The organism is Thermostilla marina (genome assembly GCF_054657455.1).
This window is the reverse complement of sequence record NZ_BAAHYR010000001.1, coordinates 3,604,607-3,619,702: the sequence shown is the minus strand read 5'-3', so window position 1 is coordinate 3,619,702 and position 15,096 is coordinate 3,604,607. Positions and strand designations below refer to the sequence as shown.

The 15,096-nt window shown below is 58.7% G+C and carries 12 protein-coding genes; 6 read left to right on the top strand and 6 right to left on the bottom strand.

Going from position 1 to position 15,096, the window contains the following annotated elements:
* Positions 1–3: 3 nt before the first annotated feature.
* Together ACYQ2I_RS13195 and ACYQ2I_RS13190 are read right to left on the bottom strand one after the other, a co-directional pair.
* The gene (locus ACYQ2I_RS13195) at positions 4–1,377 is read right to left on the bottom strand and encodes a permease (RefSeq protein WP_460167487.1); all 1,374 of its coding nucleotides are present in this window, start codon (positions 1,375–1,377) and stop codon (positions 4–6) included.
* A gap of 103 nt (positions 1,378–1,480) precedes the next feature.
* Positions 1,481–1,810, bottom strand: a complete 330-nt coding sequence (locus ACYQ2I_RS13190) for an ArsR/SmtB family transcription factor (protein ID WP_460167486.1) — start codon at positions 1,808–1,810, stop codon at positions 1,481–1,483.
* Between the two features lie 291 nt (positions 1,811–2,101).
* Here ACYQ2I_RS13190 and ACYQ2I_RS13185 point away from each other — a divergent pair, with 291 nt between their 5' ends.
* From ACYQ2I_RS13185 to ACYQ2I_RS13170, 4 genes are all read left to right on the top strand, one after another.
* On the top strand, positions 2,102–2,893 hold the full coding sequence (locus tag ACYQ2I_RS13185) for a creatininase family protein (protein ID WP_460167485.1): 792 nt from the start codon (positions 2,102–2,104) through the stop codon (positions 2,891–2,893).
* A gap of 455 nt (positions 2,894–3,348) precedes the next feature.
* Positions 3,349–4,515 carry a metallophosphoesterase family protein gene (locus ACYQ2I_RS13180; protein WP_460167484.1) on the top strand — a complete coding sequence of 389 codons (1,167 nt, stop codon included), beginning with the start codon at positions 3,349–3,351 and terminating at the stop codon, positions 4,513–4,515.
* Positions 4,516–4,526: 11 nt separating this feature from the next.
* Positions 4,527–7,088 (top strand): AAA family ATPase, encoded by a 2,562-nt coding sequence (locus ACYQ2I_RS13175; RefSeq protein ID WP_460167483.1) that lies wholly within the window; start codon positions 4,527–4,529, stop codon positions 7,086–7,088.
* A 111-nt stretch (positions 7,089–7,199) separates the two neighbouring features.
* The gene (locus ACYQ2I_RS13170; protein ID WP_460167482.1) at positions 7,200–8,210 is read left to right on the top strand and encodes an amidohydrolase family protein; all 1,011 of its coding nucleotides are present in this window, start codon (positions 7,200–7,202) and stop codon (positions 8,208–8,210) included.
* A 4-nt stretch (positions 8,211–8,214) separates the two neighbouring features.
* Here the strand turns inward: ACYQ2I_RS13170 and ACYQ2I_RS13165 are convergent, their stop codons facing one another.
* The 4 genes from ACYQ2I_RS13165 to ACYQ2I_RS13150 form a co-directional block, all read right to left on the bottom strand.
* Positions 8,215–8,517 carry a hypothetical protein gene (locus ACYQ2I_RS13165; RefSeq protein ID WP_460167481.1) on the bottom strand — a complete coding sequence of 101 codons (303 nt, stop codon included), beginning with the start codon at positions 8,515–8,517 and terminating at the stop codon, positions 8,215–8,217.
* A gap of 103 nt (positions 8,518–8,620) precedes the next feature.
* Positions 8,621–10,174, bottom strand: a complete 1,554-nt coding sequence (locus tag ACYQ2I_RS13160; protein WP_460167480.1) for a hypothetical protein — start codon at positions 10,172–10,174, stop codon at positions 8,621–8,623.
* Positions 10,171–11,001: a hypothetical protein gene (locus tag ACYQ2I_RS13155; protein WP_460167479.1), complete on the bottom strand. Its 831-nt coding sequence runs from the start codon at positions 10,999–11,001 to the stop codon at positions 10,171–10,173. Before ACYQ2I_RS13155 ends, ACYQ2I_RS13160 begins: the two co-directional genes overlap by 4 nt.
* Before the next feature lie 45 nt (positions 11,002–11,046).
* Entirely contained in the window at positions 11,047–12,555 is a 1,509-nt protein-coding gene (locus ACYQ2I_RS13150; protein WP_460167478.1) for a glycosyltransferase, read from the bottom strand.
* Positions 12,556–12,966: 411 nt separating this feature from the next.
* Here ACYQ2I_RS13150 and speB point away from each other — a divergent pair, with 411 nt between their 5' ends.
* Both speB and ACYQ2I_RS13140 read left to right on the top strand, forming a co-directional pair.
* Positions 12,967–13,890 carry an agmatinase gene (gene speB / locus ACYQ2I_RS13145; protein ID WP_460167477.1) on the top strand — a complete coding sequence of 308 codons (924 nt, stop codon included), beginning with the start codon at positions 12,967–12,969 and terminating at the stop codon, positions 13,888–13,890.
* A 54-nt stretch (positions 13,891–13,944) separates the two neighbouring features.
* A complete protein-coding gene (locus tag ACYQ2I_RS13140) occupies positions 13,945–15,093 on the top strand; it encodes a homospermidine biosynthesis protein (RefSeq protein WP_460167476.1) in 1,149 nt (382 codons plus the stop codon).
* The last annotated feature ends 3 nt before the right edge of the window (positions 15,094–15,096 follow it).

The following is a 15,096-nucleotide window of genomic DNA, read 5'->3' as shown; positions in this document are numbered from 1 at the left end:
GTATCATCCGAAGATCATGCCGTACCCCATACCCACGCTCGCACTCATGACGACGACCAACGCGACGAACGTCGCCGTCTTCTTGAATCCGAATACGCTGTAGATCACCGCGATGCTCGGCAACGATAAGGCGGGACCGGCCAAAAGCAGTGCCAACGCGGGGCCTTGTCCCATACCCAGGCCGATCAATGCCTCGAGAATCGGAATTTCGGTCAATGTGGCGAAGTACCATGCCGCACCGATGACCGAAGCCGTCAAATTGGCCGTAATGCTGTTGCCGCCGACCAGCGCCCCGACAGCCTTTTCGGGCAAGATCGCGCCGACGAACCCGGTGGCGAGCACGCCGATAAACAACAACGGAATGATTTGCTTCGAAAACGACCATGTTTCTCCCATCCAGTGGGCCAACTCGGCCTTGTCGAACCAACTGAAGGCCAAAACGACGGTCAGCAGCAAGAAGACGCCGGCGACGTACCAGCGATTTCGGTACACGGACGCGGCCCATTCGTAGCCTTCGGGCGTGTATTGCTCCTTGGAGATTACTTGCGATTTGTCGACGTCGAATCGCACGCCTTTGTTGAGCGATCCGTGCGGCTCTTCCAGTTGAAATCGGTACTTCGACGCCGTTTCGAGCATGACCGCCACGATCAAAGGATCGTCGCCTTCGAGGACGATCGGCGTACCATCCATTTTGGTGACTGTAGCATCGGGGCGTAATTCGACCAGGGTGCGGCTCGGATCACTCCAATCGGAAAAGACCAAGAACAGGACCATTACGCCCAGGAACACGCCGTTTTGCCACATGGCACGGCGAGACGGCGGCGGGTCGGGCAAAGCCATGATCGCCTTGGTGCGCTGTTCTTCCTCTTTTCGAAAGATGACGGCCATGATCAAGCCGATTACGATGCCGAAGACGATGGCCCCAATGACGCGAGCGACGCCCAAGTGCACGCCCAGCACCCTGGCGGTCAGGAAGATGGCCATCACGTTGATCGCCGGGCCGGCGTACAGAAACGCGACGGCCGGACCCAATCCCGCCCCGACGCGGTAAATGCCGGCAAACATCGGCAGAACGCTGCAGGAGCACACCGCCAAGACCGTCCCGGAGACGGACGCCACACTGTATGCCTCGACCTTGTTTGCGTTGGGGCCCAGATGACGGAGTACCGCTTCTTTCGAGAGAAAGGCGGCAATGCCCCCGGCAATGAACATGGCCGGAACGACGCACGCGAGTGTGTGATTGCGGGCATACCATTGAAGCATCAAGAATGCCTCGCTGACCGCGTTCTGGATGCGCGGCGACGCGAAGTCGACAAAATAGGCGAAGCAAAAGACGGCCACGAGGGCGATCAGGATGCCGAGTTCTTTCTTGTTCATGGCGAATTCTCTTGGGGATTTGGCGTAGTGTGCAAATATTTCGTGAAAAAAACAAGGTCACTTCAAGGCGGTGACCAGTTCGCCGGGCGATCGTTTGGAACCGTTACGTTTGAAGTGTATTGAGTTGTTCGTTCAAATCCTCTTGCAGCACGCTATCGACGCAATCGAGGAAGTTCAAAATGCAGCGTACCCGAAGGCGGTAAAATACCTGGGCACCGCGTTTGTCGTCCTCGATCAACTTGGCGTTTTTCAGCAAGGCGAGATGACGGGAAACGGTCGACATATCGGCCCCGATCATTTCCGTCAACTCACACACGCATTTCTCTTCGCACCGCGACAGTTCCTGCACGATGAACAACCGCGTCGGATGGGCCAATGCCTTGAGGACTTTGACGCGTGCTTCGAGTCGCCGTTTGGTCTGCGAATCGATCATGGCAGCCTCTGGGTAGTTGAGACGCAACCTGTAGTGAATGCTTGTATTGTTTTGCCAAATGGCCAAATCTGTCAAGTCCCTCCTGGGCATTTTGTTCGGTTCGACTAGCAAGCGACCTTGAACCAAACCGGCGGAAGAGGGGGCTTATATCATATAAAGTGAGGGATAATGAATTCCGCCGTCAGACCGACTATGCTCGTACCCGAGACGGTTCGTCCTCCCAGCGGCCAGGCTTTTCCAGCGATCCGACATCCCGACGAACATATAGCCGAAACCAACGAGGAGTTTCCCATGCGTCCGTGGGTGTTAGCCGAAACGAACTACGGGCAGGTCAAACACACTGATTACGAGGTTGCCGTGCTGCCCTTGGGGGCAACCGAACCGCACAACCTCCATCTGCCCTACGGCATGGATACGTTCGAGGGAAACGTCATCGGGGAGCACATTTGCCGGGCGGCGTGGGAACGCGGTGCCAAGGTGATTCTCTTGCCGACGATCCCGTACGGCACGCAAAGCAACCAGCGGGAGTTTCCGTTCTCGCTCAATCTGAATCCGACGACGCTTTACGCCGTGTTGGCCGACCTGGTCGCCTCGTTGGAATATCAAGGCATTCGGAAGATCGTCTTGTTGAACAGTCACGGTGGGAACGAACTGAAGGGCTTTTTGCGGGAAATGTACGGCCGGTCCGATGCCCGCTTGTTCTTGTGCAATTGGTACACGGTATTTCGGGACGTCTACGACCAGATTTTCGACAATCCCGATGATCATGCCGGGGAGATGGAAACCTCGCTTGCATTGGCGTACTGGCCGGAGTTGGTGGCGAGGAACGATGATGGAACGCTTGTCGCCGACGAAGGGACCAAACGTCCTTCGCGATTTCGAGCGGTCGATCAAGGATGGGTGTCGATCACGCGGCCGTGGCATCTGCTGACCACCAATGCCGGGGCCGGTAATCCGCATCGAGCATCGGCGGAAAAGGGGCAGCGGCTCATGGAAATCTTGGTTGAGCGGCTGGGCACGTTTCTGGTCGAATTGGCCGAGTCGCCCTTGGACGAGGACTTTCCGTTTGTGGCTCGCCCGTAATACCTTTTGAGGGTTGTCATGAAATGGCTTGGTCAGGTGGGTATCGAGTCCGCTCCCCCGGGGTTGTCGATTTGTCGGTACCCTCGTTAGAATGGGGGTTTTCGTAGATTTGCCGGCAGGCCCGATCGAGGGCCGCGAACTATAAACGCGCGCCGGATGTGGAGATCGCCGGTAGGGGAACACAACCTATTCGTTTGCGGAGTCGATCATGCGAGCCCGACCTCGAACGGCCTTCAAAAAACTGCTGAAAGAGCGACGTTGTCCGAAATGCGGGGCCAAACTGAACACCCAACGCACTCGTTGCAAACGATGTGCACAGGTCGTGCCCCGTCCGAAGAAGAAGTAGGTTCCGGTCCACGGCGGATTTTCGGCGGCTCGTTCACTCGGCGGATGCCCGCTGGTCCTCTCCCGCACTTTGAGCCCGGGTAATCCTGCTCGAACGGGGCAGAAGCTCAATGCGCGATCGTATTCTTCATCTCGCCGATTTGCACTTGGGGGCAAATCCGGCGGCTTCTTTGTGCGCCGACTTTCCCGATGCTGCCGAGCAGTTCCGCCGGAACCGCGACGGCGTGCTGGAACGGATTGCTGACTGGGTCGAAGACGAGGCATCGCGAGTCGGGCTTGTCCTCATCGCGGGCGACCTCTTTCATCGTCATGATCCGCCCGACGAGGTGGCGGAGCGCGTTCGGCGGGCGCTCCATCGGATTGCCGGACAAGTCCCGCTCGTCGTGATTCCCGGCAATCACGACGAGTTGAGCTACTCGAACTGCATCTATCATCGGGGAACGTGGCCGGGTGTCCTCGTGCGCAACGCGTTGCCCGAGGTCGTTTGGCGAGGCCGAGTAGGCGATTGCGAGCTTGCGATCGCGGCGGCGGCCTACGAAGCCGGCGCGGCATCGCCGGGAATGCTTTTGGAGTTTCCGGAGGTTTCCCCGGGGGCGTGGACGGTGGCTGTCGTGCACGGAACCGTGACCGACCATTTCTCGGACTTGATCGCCGAAGGCGAACGGTGTTTTCGCGTGTCGCATCGACAAGTCGCTTCGGCCGGCTACCGATACCTGGCGTTGGGGCACTTTCATCGCCGTATGTCGTGGCGGATCGACGAATGCGTTGCGGCTTATCCTGCACCGTTGGTGAGTCCGTGGGGGGATGATCGCGAGGCGCCCTCGCTGCTTCTGGTCGAACCGACGGACGAGGGTGCGGTTTTGCACGAAACGAAACGTCCGGATGTCGTCGGGACGATGTGGGAGACGCGAAGAATTACAGTCGAGCTCGACGATACGCCCGATGCGATCGTTTCGACGCTTTCGCCCGATGGTGCAAACACGGCGTCGGGTGAGCGGTTGCTGCGCGTGGTGCTGTCCGGAATGACGCAGACGGATCGGTTCGCCGCGGGTGTGACCGATCGCCTTGCTGCGATGAAAAAGCCCGCGATAGTAATCGATAACGAGCTTGTTCACGTGCCCCCGCTGGATCCCGACGAAGCGGCGGCTGAACCGTCGCTGTTGGGGGAATTCGTTCGGTGTTGGAAGCGGTGGCGCGAAGCCGAAGAACCCGCCGAGGATTTTGCATCGCAGGTACTGGTCGAGGGGTTACGCGCCCTGCGCCGTGAGCCGAAGTGAGGAGGCAGGCGATGATCAGCTTGCGAATCGCGGCCGTCGAAGTGGAGAACTGCGGGCCTTGGCTCGGCCGGCGGCGAGTCGAGCTCCCTCCGGCGATCGGTGTTTGGGTGGCCGACAATGAAACGGGAAAATCGACGTTGCTGCGCGTGATCAGCGCCGTCCTGTGGGGCGACACCGCGCTGACGATGAATTGGCACGCCGCCTCGGGGAGTGCTTTTCGCGGGGCGGTGGAACTGAGCATTGTCCGCAAGTCGGGCGCGGAGGCTCGTGAGGCTTTCTACAGGATCGAGCGCGATTTTGCCGCGAATCATGTGCGGGCAGTCAAATTGGGGACGACCGGCGGCGCGAAAAACGCAAGGGAAGTCGTCGAAGAAGTGTTTGACGGCGCGCACTCGCCGTCGGGCCGAAAGGCTGAGCACAAAAAGTGGCCGCACCGATTGCTTTCGATCGGTGTTACGTGTGCGCCGGCATCGTTCCGACACGTTGCCGTGTTGTCGCAACCGTTGCCGGACAAGCTGCCTCGTGATGTGATCGAAAGCTTGCTTCAAGGATCCGGCAATCAAACTGCGCACGAGGCCCTCAGCCGTTTAGAGGAACGATATCGCGAGATTTCCAAGGCTAGCGGCGAAGCCGGGCTGAGCGACCGAAACGCAAACAACGATCGCGCGTTGGAAGTTGCCCGGCGAAAACGCGAGAAGCTTGCGAGTGAACTTCGTGAGGCAGACGCAATCCTGGCTCGCGTCGAGACACTTCGCAGAGAAAGGGAATCTCTCGAAAAAAAATTGGTTGCGTTGGGGGAAGAAATCGAACGGCTGTCCGGTCAACTCGATCGTATCGGCGAGTATCGTGTGCTCAAGCGACAGTGGACCGAGGCGGCCGAGGCGTCGCGTCGACTGGCGCGGGTTGTCGACGAAGTCAAGCGGCAGGAACAAATCCTCGCCTCGATCGACGATGAATTGGTAGGCTTGCCCGCGGGGCTGCGCGAGGCATCCGAGTCGGAGTTGGACGAAGCGCTCAAACAGCTTCGACGCCTGGAGACTGAAGTCTCCCAGATCCTTTCCGACGAGGAATTGGAGCTTCGGTTTGAAAAGCTGAAGACGGAGTTTGCGGACGTATGGTCGTGGCCGAACGATGCCGAAGAACGCATCGACGGTTACCGTCGTGCGGTTGACGCCCATCGCGAAGCCGAGCTTCGAGCGGCCCGTTTGGAGACGGAACGCGAAAAATGTCGGCCGACCCCCGATACCGCCCGGCGCTTACTCGTCGCCGGAGGTGTTGCCGCGACGGTGTGCGTGGTGTCGGGAATCGTGTTGGGCTGGTGGCTGGGGGCCCTTTGGGGAATCTTGCTGGGCGTTTTGTTCGGTGGGTGCAGTGCCGGAGCCACAGCATATTATTACCGGCCGATAAACGTGCCCGAAGGCCACGAGGCGATCGAGCGGCAATACCGTGAGTGCTTGGCCGAGCAAGGGCGAATCGCCGACGAGCTTCGACAGGCTCGCGCCCGATGTGATTTTTGTGAGTCGAACGATCTCGACGAATTGTATCGGCTCCTGGATCGTTGGAAGGAGGCTTTGAGGCGACGTCGAGAACTCGAACAGCTGCAACAAGAAAACGAAGAACGTCGCCGTAAGACCTCTGTGCCGGAACAGCCCCGGCCTTTGCGCGAGTGGATCGAGCATTTCGGGGGCATCGCAAAGACGATCGAGAGTGTCGACAAGTGTCGCAAGAAACAAAGCGAAAGACGTGTCGTTGTCGAAAAGATCACGACGGCCCTGGGAACCCACGAGTGTGCCAAGCTCGACGAACTAGAGTTGAAGTTGCAATCGTTGGAAGATCGCCGAACCGGCCTTCAGTCGAAAATGGATAGTCTGGTCGAAAACTCGGCGATGATCGAAGAACTCAAAGATGTACCGGCGGACCAACTCGATGCGCGTGTGGCGGAACTGACCGAGAAATTGAGAAGCAAGGAAGGAGAGCGAAAGCGGTTGGTCGATGATCTCGATACATTACGGACCGAACTTGCCCGCGCCGAGGCGGCTGCACCCTTGAATCTGGCGGACGGCGAGCTGCAACTGCGGCACCTCGATGCGAAAATCGAACGAATGCAGCGCGAGTGTGAGGCGATCGCGCAGGCTGGGAAACTGGTCAAAGAAGCTTCGGAGCAATTTTCTCGCTGCCATCGTGAAGTGATCGAGCGGGAAATCAACGATTACATGCAGGCCTGGACCGGCCGAACCGCACGCCGATTTCGTGTGAGTAATGATTTCACCGTGTCGTTGGCGGTCGACGGGCGCACGAACAGCACAGTTGATCCCGATATCGAAAACCTGAGCCAAGGGACATTGGACCAACTGATGCTCGCGGTTCGCTTGGCGGTGCTCGATCGTGTCGCCGAAGACATCATGTTGCCGCTCTTGATCGACGATGCATTCTTGACGTGGGACCAGGAACGTCGCGGGCGACTGAAGTCCGTGTTGCAGCGGATTGCCGAAACACGGCAAATTCTACTTGTCACCCACGATGCCTCTTTCCAAAATTGGGGGAACCCGGTGCAGATGAGCGAAGTATTCTGAGTGCACCGGCGGAAAACGGATGATGAGGCATCCTGTCGATTCCTGAACGCAGTCGTACCGGATCGTCCCGGTACGCGGCACGACTGCCGATGCTGTTGTGGGGGAAACTTGATGAATCTTGATCGTCGGACGTTCTTGTCGACACTAGGCAGTGCCGCGCTTTTCGGAGCCGTCGGGCATGCCTTCGAGACGACAGGCGGCACGGCGCCGTTCGAGTCGCAAGCGAATTCGCCGTTACCGATCATTGATACACATCAGCATTTGTGGGATCTGTCGGTGGTTCGGCTTCCGTGGCTGAAGAATGTGGCCGTTTTGAATCGCAGTTTCTTGCCGGACGACTACCGGCGCGCGTCGCAGGGACTTGCTATCGAGAAGGCGATTTACATGGAGGTCGGGGCGGCCGAGGCCGACCTGGCCAAGGAGGCCGCTTGGATCTTGCGGCTGTGCCGAGAATCCCACGGGGCGACGGCGGCAGCCGTCGTCGGTGGACGGCCCGGCAAACCGGGATTTGCCGACTACCTGAGACCGCTTCGCAATTCGCGCTTCGTGAAGGGAATCCGGCACATTCCCGCGGGCGGCGACGAAGGCGTCGCTCTTTGGCGATCGCGGGCGTTTCGGGACGACATACGGCGTCTCGGGGAGTGGGGCTTGAGTTTCGATATTGCCGTACCGCCTGTCATGTTGCCTGCGGCGGTTGCATTGGTCAAACGTTGTCCGGCGACGCAATTCATCTTGGATCACTGCGGGAATGCGGATCCGAAGATGTTCCCGCCATACTTGAAGGAGGACTCGCCGCGCGCCCGCAAATATCGCCAGAATTGGCGTGAAGGTGTTGCCGCGCTGGCGGAGTTGCCGAATGTCGTGTGCAAGATTTCCGGGCTTCTGGCGCGAATGCCCAAGAACGAGTGGCGGACGGAGCACTTGGCGCCCATCATCGAATTCTGTCTCAATGCGTTCGGCCCTGATCGCGTGATGTTTGCCGGAAACTGGCCGGTATGCACTCGCGGCGGATCGTTGAGGCAATGGGTGGAAGTCGTGCGGACGGTTACCGCGGCACGCCCCCTTGAAGAACGTCGGAAGCTGTTTTCTGAAAACGCGCGGCGGGTCTATCGGCTCGACTGACCGGTCAGCGATCGGGTGTGCCGGTGGGATCCTCGATCCAAAGTGCGTAGCAACGCACGCATAGGAAGAACGACATGCGACGATAGACTTGGTCCATGGCTTCCGTCGCTGAAAGGTCTTCCAAGTCGTCCAACACGTCGCGAAACGATTGGTTGAGATCGAATCGGCCGTGCAGTTCGTCGAGGCGAGGCGGAGACGGATCAGACAACGCCTCGATGGTGATTTGGTACAAATTACCGCTGCCGGGAGTCAATTCTTTACCGCAGCGTCGGCAGGCGACCGGCAGTTCGAGGGATTCGTCCGGCATGGATCGGGCCCCGCTGGCCGAGGATATCAAGCGACTGAACTGCCTGCCGATTATCGCAGATTTGACGCTGGGATGAAACGAGCGGGCGTGTTGTTTGATCAAGTCAAGCCGCTGTGCGGTCGGACCGACATTCGACGATCGAACCGGTGGGATTGCCCTGCCGTGCTCGTACGTATCTTGCGTTTGCATATTGTTTGAGAGAGCCGGCCAAGTATGCGATCCAGCCTGTTGCGTGCAAGTGTTCAGCCGTCAAAACGCATGCGAGCGGATACAAATGTGCCCACAGCCGTCGAAACGCGGTGTGCAGATGATAGTCGATCTGGTACGGAGTGACGGTGAAGATGAGCAGGATGGCGACGGCGACCATCCACCAAATTGTCTGCAACACGCGTGTTGCAGAAGATGCGCGGACTTTTCGGCCCATCAGAAACACCGCCGTGGCAACGGGCCAATAACAGCCCCACGCCAAGTGAACCCAATCGGAAGCGGCGAACCGAAGAACTTGGAAGGGACGATTACCCAACATCATCAACCACGTCGGGTCGAGTGTTTTGCCGTAGGAACGATAGTAGGGTGAGCGGCCCATTCCGGCGTGAACGACCAGCGAGAGTACGATAGCCGTGCCCACGAGGAACAGGCAAGTTCCGCCGGGAATTGCCGCTTTGAACAGATGTTTCGTCATCCGCACGGGCCGGGCACGATGACTCCACACGAAAGCGACAGCCGCGGCGACTATCGACGCGCCGAGCCACAGCACGGCGTCCTGCTTCGTCAACGGAGCGGTTCCCAGAAACACGCCGACCAGCAGCCATCGGCCGACGACAGAAGTGGTCGGCAGCAAACGAGCGTCCGTCGAGGATTCCCACGCCAGCAGAAGACCGGCTGTCAGAAAACTCGCCATGGGCAGATCGGCGGAGCCGGAAAGGCCGGCGCCCTCGGTAATGCCGTGAACGATGGGCGTAGCCAAGAACGCGATCGACCACCAAAGCCCGAATCGTTCACCCCAACGGGCGACCGTGCGGCCGATTAGTCCTGTCGTTGCCAGGGCAAATGCCGCAAACAGCAGGGGCAAGCCGGTGTCGGACCAGGTGTGGGGCGGTAATTGGTTGCGAAGAAAGAAAACGGGCGCTTCGAGTAATGAAACGGCAAACGGATAGCGGGCTTGGAAATGGGCCGCGTAAATATCCGAAAAATACTCGCCCTCGACGGATTCTCCGGCGGCGAGCAGTTTTGCTTTCAGCCCGTAGATGGCCTTGGCATCGTATCCCTCCAGATCGAGATGGGCAGCAGAGGCGAACATCAGCCCCGCCAAACCGGCCAAAAGCACGCACGCAGCCGGAGAGGTCTTCCAAGTCCGGGCGATCTGGAGACGATACGCTCCTGCGTGCGCCGCAAGGCGGGCGACACCGTAGCAGCCGGCCGCCGAGATCGCCGCCAAAAGACACCACCATGCGACCGGTGTGATGCGGCCCGCGGATGCCAATACGACGTACCCGGCGAGGACGAACAATCCCGCTCCCGCCAAGAATGACAGCGACAGGGAAGGAGGAAGTTCGTCGTCGCGATGGAAATATGCGACCAGCGGGAAACCTGCCGCCAGCAGAACAGCAGGCCATGCGAGAACCGATAGGTACCCGATCCAAGCGATGTCGATCATGGTAATGCAAACGGATATCGGATGACGGCGTTTGCCGGGGCTTGGAAATCAAACGAAGCGTACGCATTCAATCGGCGATCGTGGGCGAATCGAACCGGTTCGATCTCGAGTGTCGGAAGACGGTTCGTCCAGTATGGTTCGAGCGTTTCGTCCAGCTTGCCGCGACACTTTTTTTCCAACCAGCGGGTGCGGTGCCAGGAACAACTCAGTCGGCGCCATGTTTGCGGAGTAAGAAATACCTTGCGGGGGAAAACCTCGTACGAAAACGTGAACGCTTCCCAGCCGCCGTTGTAAAGCAATCGCGTGTTTTCGGGCAATTCGGTGCGGCATCGGCGAACGAATTCACGGTAGGCTTCCTCTTCCGGGTTCGTACGGACACTCGCCGTCGTCGGAAGACGACCGGATGCTTGCCACGTTCGTACCTGTCGTTCACACATTTCGCCGATGATGGCGACGGACAAAACGCCGTGGGTACACAGCAGTGCGATCAGAGCCCGCTCGCGAAGGCCGCCGCGCTTCCAAACATCGTCGACGGCCAAAAGGAATCGCTGCCAGCCGAGAATAGGACCGAATGGACGTGGAAATTTCGCGGAAAATACCAGCAGCATGGCAGCGGCCAGGGCCAAGGGCCAACCGAAATGGCGAAGCGACAGTTCGAACGGGCCGAACGTCCACGTGTTTGGAGCGATCAATCCCAGGATCGCCGCCGCCGAGGCGACCAATCCCGTCGGAAGGGCTATCGCGGCGATGAGGTAGTCGCGCCCACGATGTCGGTAAGTCGGTTCCATCGATGAGGCGCCGGCAACAGATGTGTTCGAGTGTTCCATCGTCGTCGCTCGGCCGGAGGATCGAATCACTTCGCGGTTTGTGGTTCACGCGGCTTTTCGGGTGGCCGCGGCTTTCCGCTTGCGGCCTACCATGATCAGTGACATTCCCGGAATGGGGAGGATATGATCGAGGACTTTGACCAGCGGCAGCAGGCGGTCGAACCAGATCATTTGTCGGGGACTCAATTGATCGCGACGGAATAGGTGGCCCGATACGGCCCACGCAATGGCACCGAGCTTGTTGAATCGGCGAGCGAATACGACTTCGAATCCGGCGGATTCCATCTTCCGGCGAAGTTCGTCTTCGGTGTAGCGGCGATAATGTCCCAACGCCTTGTCGAGGACGGTGAACAGTTTCTTGCCTGCCGGAACGACGATCACGCAATGGCCGCCGTCGACCAGCGTCTGGTGGAAGGATCGCAGGACATCGACGTCGGGTTCTAAGTGTTCGAGCACGTTCGAACAAAAGACGGTATCGAGTTGTTCCCGGTTCCAACGTTCGAAATCGTCCGGATTGGTCAAATCGACGCGGTCCACTCGCACGTTGCCCCGTTTGCCGAAACGGCGTTTGAGGAACTCGACGTACATCGGCTCGTAGTCGGTCAACACCAACCGCGATTTGTTCAAGAACGCCGTGCTCAAGTTTCCGATTCCCGATCCGGCCTCGAGCAGTCGATCCCCCAGGTATTTTTGCACCTGGGAGAGAATCCAGCGATTGTAGCCTCCGGCCTTGGCGACCGATCGCAAGATACGAAACCCCGTGTGATGCGTAAACCGCGTATCGACGAAGCGATAGTAGAACATCGCCCACAGGGCCTTGAGGCCGTCGATCGCCTTGATCTTTTTGCCTTCTTGGTAGGTTCGACCGGCGTACGAGACGGGTACCTCGTAGATGCGGGCGCCGAATTGTGCCAGGCGACAGGTAAGTTCTGGTTCAAAGGTGAACGTGTTCGATTGCAACCGCAACGACTTGAGGACATCTGCCCGCACGGCCTTGTAACAGGTTTCCATGTCGGTCAGATTCAAGTCGTTCAACATGTTGGAAACGAGGGTCAAAAATCGATTGATCAGTGCATGCCAGAAGAACAGGACGCGTCGTGGATGACCGACGAATCGTGAACCGAACACGGCGTCGGCGCGTCCGTCCAGAATCGGCGCCAACAAGGTGGGAAAATCGGCGGGATCGTATTCCAGATCGGCATCCTGCACGATGGCGATATCGCCGGTCATGTGTTCGATCGCCGTTCGGATCGCGGCTCCCTTGCCCCGGTTTTGTTCGTGGCGAACCACGCGGATGCGGGCGTCGGCTTCCGCCAGTTCGAGGGCGACATCGTACGAACCGTCGGTCGAGGCATCGTCGACGATGACGAGTTCGATGTCTAAGTCGATCGGGGCGTTTAGTACTCGGTTGACGATTTCGGGCAGTGTCCAGCGTTCGTTGAAGACGGGCATCAACACGGACAATGTGCGAAATTGTTTGCCCGCGGCAAACGTAGTCGCCGTATCGTCGAGGTAGGAGGCAGGGGGCGACGAGGTATCCATACCTGTACGCATGCGTGATTCGTCCATGATCGTTGATGCGTTGCTTTGATGAGAAAGGCCCCGTTTGTTGCTCAAGGCGGCGAGAATTCTTCCTAAATCCTCGCCGAAGGGGCCTCATGCTGTCCCGCGCCGATTCGAATCAAGAGATGGCCATTCTAGAAAAAACCGGTCGATTCACAAACCCTGATTCGTACTCGGCCTTGCTTCGAAGTCTTTTGAATGCTCGGCGTTCATGCCGTCTACGGAAAGATAGGGGGTATTCACGATAAAGTGGGCGGTCTGACGTGGAGGGTGTGTATGCGGCGTTTGGGAGGGACTGTCAGGTTTCTGTGTGGAGCCGGTATAATCAACCTTTCTGCCCGTTGAGGTTCGGGGGCGATTGGAAGCGGATTGAGTGGTGCGACAGACAGGGGTGAGATGAGGATGGAGCATTTCGAGTCGGCGTGGAATTTTCTTGCCTTACCCCAAGCGTTTGCAAGCCGGGACACCGCTCAGGTTTGGGTGTTGCCGATTCCCTATGAGGGGACGACAAGCTACGGGGCGGGCACACGACGCGGGCCCGCGGCCATCATCGAGGCGTCGCGGCAGGTCGAAACCTACGACCGGCTGCGACGTTGCGAACCCTGCTGTGAGTACGGCATTGCGACGCTTCCGCCTGTTGAGCTCGACATGACGTCCCCCGAGGCCATGACCAGAGCCATCCAACGGGCCGTCGCGGACCTGTATGAAGATGCCGGGCCGCGTTTGCTCGTCACTTTGGGGGGGGAACACACCGTTTCTGTCGGTGTGGTCCGCGGCTTGACCGATCGGAACATCTTGTCCGACGATGCGGTTGTCGTGCAGATCGACGCACACGCCGATCTTCGGGACACTTTTGAAAACACGCCGTTCAGTCACGCTTGTGCCGCGCGACGTATTGCCGAACTGTACCCGATCTTTCAGATCGGAGTCCGCAACATTTCGGAGGAAGGCGACCGTTTTCGACGCGACAGCGGACGGGTCGAAACCGTATTTGCCGACGAGCTTTCGGTACGAGACTATTTGGGGGAGCTGGCCGCCTTTGTTGCGGGAAAAACGGTGTATTTGACGATCGATCTCGACGGATTGGATCCGTCACTGATGCCGGCCGTCGGCACGCCGGAACCCGACGGACTTACTTGGTTCCAGACCATGGCAATTTGCGATGTGATTGCCCGCAACGCCGCCAAGGTGGCGGCATTCGACGTGGTCGAGCTCGCACCGCTGCCGGGAAACAGTGGTCCTGATTTCATCGCAGCAAAACTCGTCTACGAAGCCGTAACACGATTTGTGATGGGCCCGACGGCAAGAGAGAGTTGCGGCGGCTGAGCATGAAGCCGGGGATTGGAGAAAACATCGTCAACGAAAGGAGCCGAGAGAACGATGGCAAATCATCCGCACGATTGCCCCAACAAGAAGGAAATGCACGATCGTTTGCTTTCAGGACGCAGGATTCTTCCTCCGGGAGTGACGGCGCAAACCAGTCTGCCCGATTTGATTGATCAGACTTTTCTCGCGTACAACGGCGGCCGGTTTCGGGAGGCCGCGCAATTGTTCGTCCAACGGGTTCTCGAACCGGAGGTTACCGTCGGCGTGTCGCTTGCCGGAGCGTTGACCCCGGCCGGATTGGGCGCCTCTTGTATTGTTCCCTTGATTGAGGCTGGGTTTATCGATTGGATCGTCGCGACGGGGGCTAACCTGTATCACGATCTTCATTTCGCGTTCAATTGCAAGCTCGTGGCCGGCGATTTTCGACTCGACGACACGATGTTGCACGACGTCGGTGTGGTGCGGATCTACGATGTGTTGCTCTCGCAGGACGATTGCCTCATCGAAACGGATCACCGTTTGCGGGACATCTTGATGCAGGACGAATTTCAACGAAAGATGTCCACCGCCGAGTTGCACTATCGTCTTGGGCGTTACGCGGCCGAAGCCGAAGAGAAGGCCGGACTGCCCCATGTTTCGATCTTGGCCGCTGCTTACCGAAATGAAGTGCCGGTATACACCAGTTCTCCCGGCGATTCGACGATCGGCCTTGAACTCGCCCGCAATCGACTGGCCGGGTATACGTTGGAACTCGATCCGCTAGCCGATGTCAACGAGACGGCCGCCATCGTGACTTGGTCGAAATGGGAAGATCGTAAGGCCGCGGCAGTCATGTTCGGCGGGGGAAGCCCAAAGAACTTCGTCTTGCAGACGGTTCCGCACGTGAATGATATTCTGGCCGTGCCGCTGGAAGGCCAAGACTATTTCATTCAATTCACCGACGCACGACCGGATACGGGCGGCCTTTCGGGGGCGACGCCGCAAGAGGCGGTCAGTTGGGGGAAGGTCGATCCGAACCTGTTGCCCGAATCCGTCGTTTGCTATACCGACACGACCATCGCCATGCCGCTGTTGACGGCATATGCGTTGGCCAAGCGTTCCCCGCGGGAACCGAAACGGCTCTATTCCCGCCGAGACGAGTTTGTCGCCGCTCTCAAGGCGAGCTTCGATGAGGCGAGCGCAAATGAGGGCAAAAAGAGCTGAGGC

Bases quoted from the DNA above. Each gene is read 5' to 3' on its own strand.
- ACYQ2I_RS13195 (WP_460167487.1), bottom strand. From the start codon at position 1,377: ATGAACAAGAAAGAACTCGGCATCCTGATCGCCCTCGTGGCCGTCTTT.
- ACYQ2I_RS13190 (WP_460167486.1), bottom strand. From the start codon at position 1,810: ATGATCGATTCGCAGACCAAACGGCGACTCGAAGCACGCGTCAAAGTC.
- ACYQ2I_RS13185 (WP_460167485.1), top strand. From the start codon at position 2,102: ATGCGTCCGTGGGTGTTAGCCGAAACGAACTACGGGCAGGTCAAACAC.
- ACYQ2I_RS13180 (WP_460167484.1), top strand. From the start codon at position 3,349: ATGCGCGATCGTATTCTTCATCTCGCCGATTTGCACTTGGGGGCAAAT.
- ACYQ2I_RS13175 (WP_460167483.1), top strand. From the start codon at position 4,527: ATGATCAGCTTGCGAATCGCGGCCGTCGAAGTGGAGAACTGCGGGCCT.
- ACYQ2I_RS13170 (WP_460167482.1), top strand. From the start codon at position 7,200: ATGAATCTTGATCGTCGGACGTTCTTGTCGACACTAGGCAGTGCCGCG.
- ACYQ2I_RS13165 (WP_460167481.1), bottom strand. From the start codon at position 8,517: ATGCCGGACGAATCCCTCGAACTGCCGGTCGCCTGCCGACGCTGCGGT.
- ACYQ2I_RS13160 (WP_460167480.1), bottom strand. From the start codon at position 10,174: ATGATCGACATCGCTTGGATCGGGTACCTATCGGTTCTCGCATGGCCT.
- ACYQ2I_RS13155 (WP_460167479.1), bottom strand. From the start codon at position 11,001: ATGGAACACTCGAACACATCTGTTGCCGGCGCCTCATCGATGGAACCG.
- ACYQ2I_RS13150 (WP_460167478.1), bottom strand. From the start codon at position 12,555: ATGCGTACAGGTATGGATACCTCGTCGCCCCCTGCCTCCTACCTCGAC.
- speB (WP_460167477.1), top strand. From the start codon at position 12,967: ATGGAGCATTTCGAGTCGGCGTGGAATTTTCTTGCCTTACCCCAAGCG.
- ACYQ2I_RS13140 (WP_460167476.1), top strand. From the start codon at position 13,945: ATGGCAAATCATCCGCACGATTGCCCCAACAAGAAGGAAATGCACGAT.